Source organism: Streptomyces sp. NPDC059456, assembly GCF_042750055.1.
Classification (GTDB): Bacteria; Actinomycetota; Actinomycetes; order Streptomycetales; family Streptomycetaceae; genus Streptomyces.
Genome location: NZ_JBHYVA010000564.1, coordinates 1 through 5,685, shown reverse-complemented (window position 1 = coordinate 5,685; position 5,685 = coordinate 1). Strand labels below are relative to the sequence as shown.

The 5,685-nt window shown below is 69.1% G+C and carries 6 protein-coding genes; 3 read left to right on the top strand and 3 right to left on the bottom strand.

Annotation, left to right across the window (positions count from 1 at the left end; all coding sequences use genetic code 11):
- The 3 genes from ACFXA3_RS33455 to ACFXA3_RS33445 form a co-directional block, all read left to right on the top strand.
- On the top strand, nucleotides 1-460 hold a 460-nt coding region (locus ACFXA3_RS33455), incomplete at its 5' end, for a MobC family plasmid mobilization relaxosome protein (RefSeq protein WP_385193081.1).
- A 15-nt stretch (nucleotides 461-475) separates the two neighbouring features.
- Nucleotides 476-2,200, top strand: a complete 1,725-nt coding sequence (locus tag ACFXA3_RS33450) for a relaxase/mobilization nuclease domain-containing protein (RefSeq protein WP_385193078.1) — start codon at nucleotides 476-478, stop codon at nucleotides 2,198-2,200.
- A 79-nt stretch (nucleotides 2,201-2,279) separates the two neighbouring features.
- Nucleotides 2,280-2,735, top strand: coding sequence for a hypothetical protein (locus tag ACFXA3_RS33445; protein WP_385193076.1), 456 nt, complete (start codon nucleotides 2,280-2,282; stop codon nucleotides 2,733-2,735).
- 1,201 nt (nucleotides 2,736-3,936) lie between these two features.
- Here ACFXA3_RS33445 and ACFXA3_RS33440 read toward each other — a convergent pair.
- The 3 genes from ACFXA3_RS33440 to ACFXA3_RS33430 all read right to left on the bottom strand — a co-directional run bounded on the left by ACFXA3_RS33440 (nucleotide 3,937) and on the right by ACFXA3_RS33430 (nucleotide 5,455).
- Nucleotides 3,937-4,602 (bottom strand): DUF317 domain-containing protein, encoded by a 666-nt coding sequence (locus ACFXA3_RS33440; RefSeq protein ID WP_385193074.1) that lies wholly within the window; start codon nucleotides 4,600-4,602, stop codon nucleotides 3,937-3,939.
- 96 nt (nucleotides 4,603-4,698) lie between these two features.
- Nucleotides 4,699-4,995, bottom strand: coding sequence for a hypothetical protein (locus ACFXA3_RS33435; protein WP_385193072.1), 297 nt, complete (start codon nucleotides 4,993-4,995; stop codon nucleotides 4,699-4,701).
- A 106-nt stretch (nucleotides 4,996-5,101) separates the two neighbouring features.
- Entirely contained in the window at nucleotides 5,102-5,455 is a 354-nt protein-coding gene (locus ACFXA3_RS33430) for a DUF317 domain-containing protein (RefSeq protein WP_266816598.1), read from the bottom strand.
- Nucleotides 5,456-5,685 lie beyond the last annotated feature (230 nt).

Sequence of the window (5,685 nt, the reverse complement as noted above, 5' to 3'; positions counted from 1 at the left end):
GGTAGCGACCGAGGGCGGATTGCAACCGGAGGAGATGCACACACCACCGCGCCGACAGCGCGCCGCACCGCGAAGTTCGCGTAAGCGCTCCCCCAAGCCACCATCCGACAAGCGAGTTCACGTCTGCAGCGTGCGCCTGAACGTCGACGAGAAGACCTTGCTGTCGAGCGCCGCAGCGGCAGCCCGCACGACGCTGCCCGCTTTTCTCGCCCGCAGCGGTATGGCCGCCGCGCACGACCTCGACAACACCGCCGCTGCCATCGCTGGCCATCGCGAGACGGTCTCCGAGCTGTTCGCCGCCCGCCGGCACCTCGGTCGCGTCGGCAACAACCTCAACCAGATCACCCGCGCCATCAACTCCGGTGGCCAGCCCAAAGAACTGGACGCGGTCCTCGCCGCTGTCCGACGGGCCGTGGACCGCGTCGAGGCCGCCACCGACCGCCTGCTGAACCAGCCTTAGGAAGACACCCCCATCATGATCCCCAGGATCCACAAGCGTGGGAAGCGCACCATCGGCCTGCTCGCCTACCTGTACGGGCCGGGCACGCACGAGGAGCACACCGACCCTCACCTGGTGGCTTCCTGGGACGACAACGCCCCCGACCCCGGCCGCGAGGCGCAGGCCACCTTGAAGCAGCTCCAGCGCCTCCTCGACCAGCCCGTGCAGAACGCTGAGGAGGACAGCCGCCCCACCCAGCATGTGTGGCACCTGTCCGTCCGCAACGCCCCCACCGACCGGACCCTGTCCGACGAGGAGTGGGCGGACGTCGCCCGGCGCATGGTTGCCGCCGCCGGGATCGACGACCTGGACCAGGGTGCGGGATGCCGCTGGGCTGCGGTCCGGCACGCCGACGACCACATCCACATCATCGCCACCCTCGTCCGTGAGGACGGCTACAAGCCCGACCTCGACCACGACGCCCAGCGCGTCCAGGACGAAGCCCGCCTCCTGGAGGCCGAACTCGGACTACGCCGCCTCAACCCCGGCGACCGCACCGCAGCCCAGCGGCCCACCAGCGCTGAGCGACACAAGGCCGAGCGCGAGCACCGCGAGCGCACCCCACGCGAGGAACTCCGCGAGACCGTACGCCGCGCGGTGGCCGGCGCCAGAAGCGACTCCGAGTTCTTCGACCGGCTCGCAGCCTCCGGCCTCCTCGTCCGGACGCGAGTTGCACCGTCCGGAGACCTTCTCGGCTACACCGTCGCCCTGCCCGACGACCGGAACAAGGACGGCGACCCGGTGTTCTACTCGGGAGCGAAGTTGGCCCCCGACCTGTCCCTGCCGCGCATCCGCGAGCGCTGGAGCGGTATGCCCGACCAGGCCGAGACCGACGACAGCACGAGGCTGGTGGCAGAACCGGGCCTGTCCAGGCCCGCATCGGCTCGCCGCCGCGCGGCCGGAGCCGTTTGGCAAGCCGTGCTGGTCATCGACCAGGGCGAGGACGGCGCGGTCGCAGCTCAGATCGCCGCAGCCGGAGAGGTCTTGGACGCACTCTCCAAGACCTCCCCGGCCCATACGCGCCGCGAGCTCCGCGGGGCCGCAGCGGCGTTCGAGCGGGCCTCACGGTCGCACGTCCGAGCGGTACGCGACCACGACCAGGCGCTGAGACAGGCCGCCCGCGACCTCTCACACGGCGGGCCGGCCCTGGGCCGTGGCGAGGACGGCGCCACCACGGCGATGGCGATCGACATGCTGTTCTTCCTGGTCACCGCCGCCGCACTGTGGCACGCGAGGAAGGGGCATGCCCAGCAGGCGGCTGCTGCCCAGCAGGCTGCCGAGCACCTCCGGGCCGCGTACTCGAGTGCCGCCGAGAGGCACCTCGGGGCGTTGCACGAACGCGGTCGACGCCTTTCGCTTCCGGTCAGGCGTCGGCACGAAGCCGTCGTGCGACAGGCGCTGCCTGACCTGGCCGAGCAGCTCCTGGCCGAGCCCGGCTGGCCGGCGCTTGCCACCACGCTCGCCGAAGCGGAGGCCGCCGGACATCAGCCAGGTCCTCTGCTGGCCGCCGCCGCAGCCCGCCGCGAGCTGGGCACCGCCGATTCCGTCAGCGACGTCCTGGTGTGGCGCCTCCGCCGCATGGCCGACCTCCCCGCCGATCCGGCCAAGGGCACTCCGTCTGCCGGAGGAGCCGCCTCGCGGCCGACCGGCGCCCGCCCCGCAGCCTCCGAACGGCCCTCCCGCCGCTCGCCGGGACTGTGAACGTTTGTTGAGTAGAACCAGGTCACGCCCCGAGAGAGAGTGTGACCGTACACGCGGACCACGACCCCCGGAGGCGCCCATGTTCCGCAGCAGACGAGGCCCACAGGACGACTCGGTCCGCCAGTTCCAGGCGGAGGCGATGCGCATCGCCGCCGCCGCGCAGGAACCAGCCCACGAGGATGCGGTCCCCCCGGCCGGTGCGGCCAAAACCGACTCGGTGGAGATACGTGTCGACCTGTGCGTGCCGGCGCCGGACCAGTTGGCCGGCACGATGATGCGCTACTGGGCGCCGCTGTCCATGGACGGTGAGGTGGTCAGCTGCAACGAGTGCGGGGCGTACCGAGACTGGCTGGTGCTGAACAGCGGTGATCGCGTGTGGGTTCGCTGCCGCAGCGGCCACGAGGTGCTCGTGCCCGGTCTCGACGGTGATTGGTACGCACGGAACTCGGGCCCGATCGAAGGGGTCTTCGGCAGTCGGGAAGAGGGACTGACGTCCTTCGGGTACGACGGCACGTTCGCCGGCGCGATCCTCTGACCTCGCAGTTCGGCATCATCCCCGGCGGTGGCGGGATCATCGGGACGTAATCGACGGGATCGTGTTCAAGCGGACACTGACGGGGGTGATCGCCTCCTCTTGCGGGCCGCCATCACACAGTCGAGCATGGAGGTGAGGACAGGGCAAGGTGACTCGAAATGGGCATCTTCAAGTGCCACAAACCACCCCCCTTGCCCCCGCCATTGCCGCAACGTCCACGGTTGCAGTGGTCCCAGCCGGGGCCCTATGGCCTGACGCAGGCGCGACAGACGATGGCGGGCGGGGCAGCCGCTCTACTGGCAGGCTTTTCCATCGCTTTCATCGGAGTGATCGCCCAGGCACCGACCTCAATACGTTGGCCCGGTTGGTCGCTATTGCTGCTCACTCTGGCCTCAGCAATGCTTGTCGCCTGCGTGACATGCGGCTTCTGGGCCCGGGCTTACATGTACTCCCATCAGGAGATCGTGGAGTGGCGCCCAGAGCCCTGGGAACCCTGGGAAGCTGAGGCGCTGCGCCATGAGCAGGAAGAGGCAGGCAAACAAGGCAGCGCCTGGGAAGACCGCGCAGAATGGACCTACCACCTCGGCATCGTTCTGCTGGCTATCGGTGTAGGGCTCGTACTTGCCCCCCCAGACACTGCACAGGAGATAGGACCGCGGTGGGCGGCCTCCGCAATAGCCTTCACGGCCGGCCTCTTTCAAGGAGCATGGGGCATATGGGCCTGGTATGACAATCGAGCTAAGGGAGGCGTCGCGCATGAAGAATAGGAGCGACGCCAAGAACCCGGGAACAAGCGGTAAGCGGCCGACACCTAAGGACATGGCAGCTCTCATCGAAAGGGGAAGATGCAAGCCGCACAAGTTGATGCTCCCATGTCCACTCTGCAAGGCAGGCCGCTAACGCCTCACGACCCAGGGGTAGGTGCCCAGTCCCGTGCCGTGCGGGTGAGGAGGTGATGAGATAGCTGACGCCCAGTGTCTACCGCCGCCGTGAAGAATTTAGTGACGCTCGTCTCTGCCGCACTAGCCCGGACTTCGCCCTTGCCGGCACCCAGTTGATCGCCGTTGGGAGCCGCCTGCCGCAGCAGATCACCTACGCGCACGCCCCGCCCGCTAAGCGCGGATGGGGCGAATTACAGCTGCGCTGGGTGTACCGCGCCACCAGCGGAACTCGGCAATCGGTTCTCGCTCATGGCCACCAGTCAGGGCATGTATCTCACCGTGAGGCAACTTTCGGAGACGGCTGGGAGGCTTCGACGAGCGACCGGTGCCGGGGATACGAGCGACTCAGCGAAGGCACCGACGAGATCCTGCGGCGCCGAATGACTGAACGCCGCACACCACAGGTACGGCCTTCCCAACTCGGGCTGCGACCAGACCATCCAGCCGGGTAGATCCGGGCGGGGGTCCTGGTCCTCGATCCCGGTAGGAACAACCGCCCAGGACCAGCATGAGGTCATCGGGGCGTCCCAGAACGTGTGCTCCGGGTCGTCGGCATCAGGCGCCCAGTCCGCAGCTGCAAGGAATTGCGTGACCGCATCGATCCCGTCGAGGCCCCACGCAGGCTCCTTCCTCGTGTCCAGCGCGAGCACGAAGGCCGTGAGCGCTTCGTGGGGGATGCCGGCAGTGAAGTACGCCCTCCATGCCGCGACGCTGCGGTCGGGGGCCTCGCGTGCGGAGATTTCCCAGGCGATGGGGAGGTCACCCAGGCCGGTGGTCAGCGGGTCGGCCAGTACCCACTCAGCACTTCGGAGCTGGTCCGGGCTGGAGTAGAAGAACGACTTGTGTGCCGTCGTCCAGCATGACCAGTCGGAACCCGTCAGGGCGTGCCCGACGGCCTCGGCGAGGTCTCCGTCATCCCCGGCCAAGTGCCGAGGGCTGGCCCAGAGCCAGCCGGTGCGGGGGTTGCTCGGTTCGGACGGGGTGTGGGAATACAGGGACGCCTCCAGGGGCTCGGTGACCGGTCATGCCGGCCCTGCGGATCGGCGTGCTGCGAGACGGCTGAGGGAGGCAGTGACCGTGGGCGGGTGCCAGGTCAGGGCCTGCGCGATAGCGGGCGGAAGGATCTCGCCCTGCTCGGCTTCGCCGAGGAAGACGACCTGGCCGTCTCGTCCGTCGCGGGCTGTGACGATGTCGCCGGCGAAGTGGACATGCGGAAACTCGGGGTTGATCGCGAGGAAGAACTGCGCGTCCCGGTCACAGGACGAGAGACGGTCGATGATGTCGCCAACGGTCACGGCGCGATGGGTCTGCGATTGCACTGCTGCTCCTTCTGGACGCGCCGAGGCACACCACGGCGCCGGACGTGGGACAAGGGGAGGAGGCGTCGGGCAGGGATCGGGGGCCGGTCCTGGCCGGCGCTGCGCGTCAGATACGCCGGGAGGTGGCGAGTACGGTCTCGACGGCGGCGGCCACGACGGCAGCGGGGGTCTCGGTGCTGAACCTCGCCTTGTAGCCGTGCACGGTGGCTGTGCCGGTGACGGCGATCACCCAGCCGACATCGGGGTCGCCGGGGCGGCCCTCGGGAAACCAGCCGAGGTAGAAGCTTCCGTCCTTGCTGGCGACGTGCGCATCGGCTCGGTCGTCGACGACCAGGTTGAAGTCCTCGGCGGTGAAGCGGTCGATGACCTGGGTGGGGTGTCCGCGGCCGAGGAGCCACGTGCGGATGCGCAGGGCCTCGATCGTGGTGGAGAAGCCGGGCTGGTCGCCGGCGTGTGTCATGGGCGGCTCCGTGCTAGGAAGGGCCAGGAAGACACCCACTTTGGCATGCACCTGCGATCGTGTTCCAGCGTGTGAGGCGCTCTGTCGCTCTGCCGTCAGCGATCTCCCCGAGAAGGGGTGCTCCGGTCGGGACGGACAGCACAAAGCGGGGGGGGGGGGGGCGCGGGGGGGGGGCCCCCCCCGTGGGGGGGGGGTTGTGTGGGGGTGCGCGGGGCGGGGGGGGGGGGTGT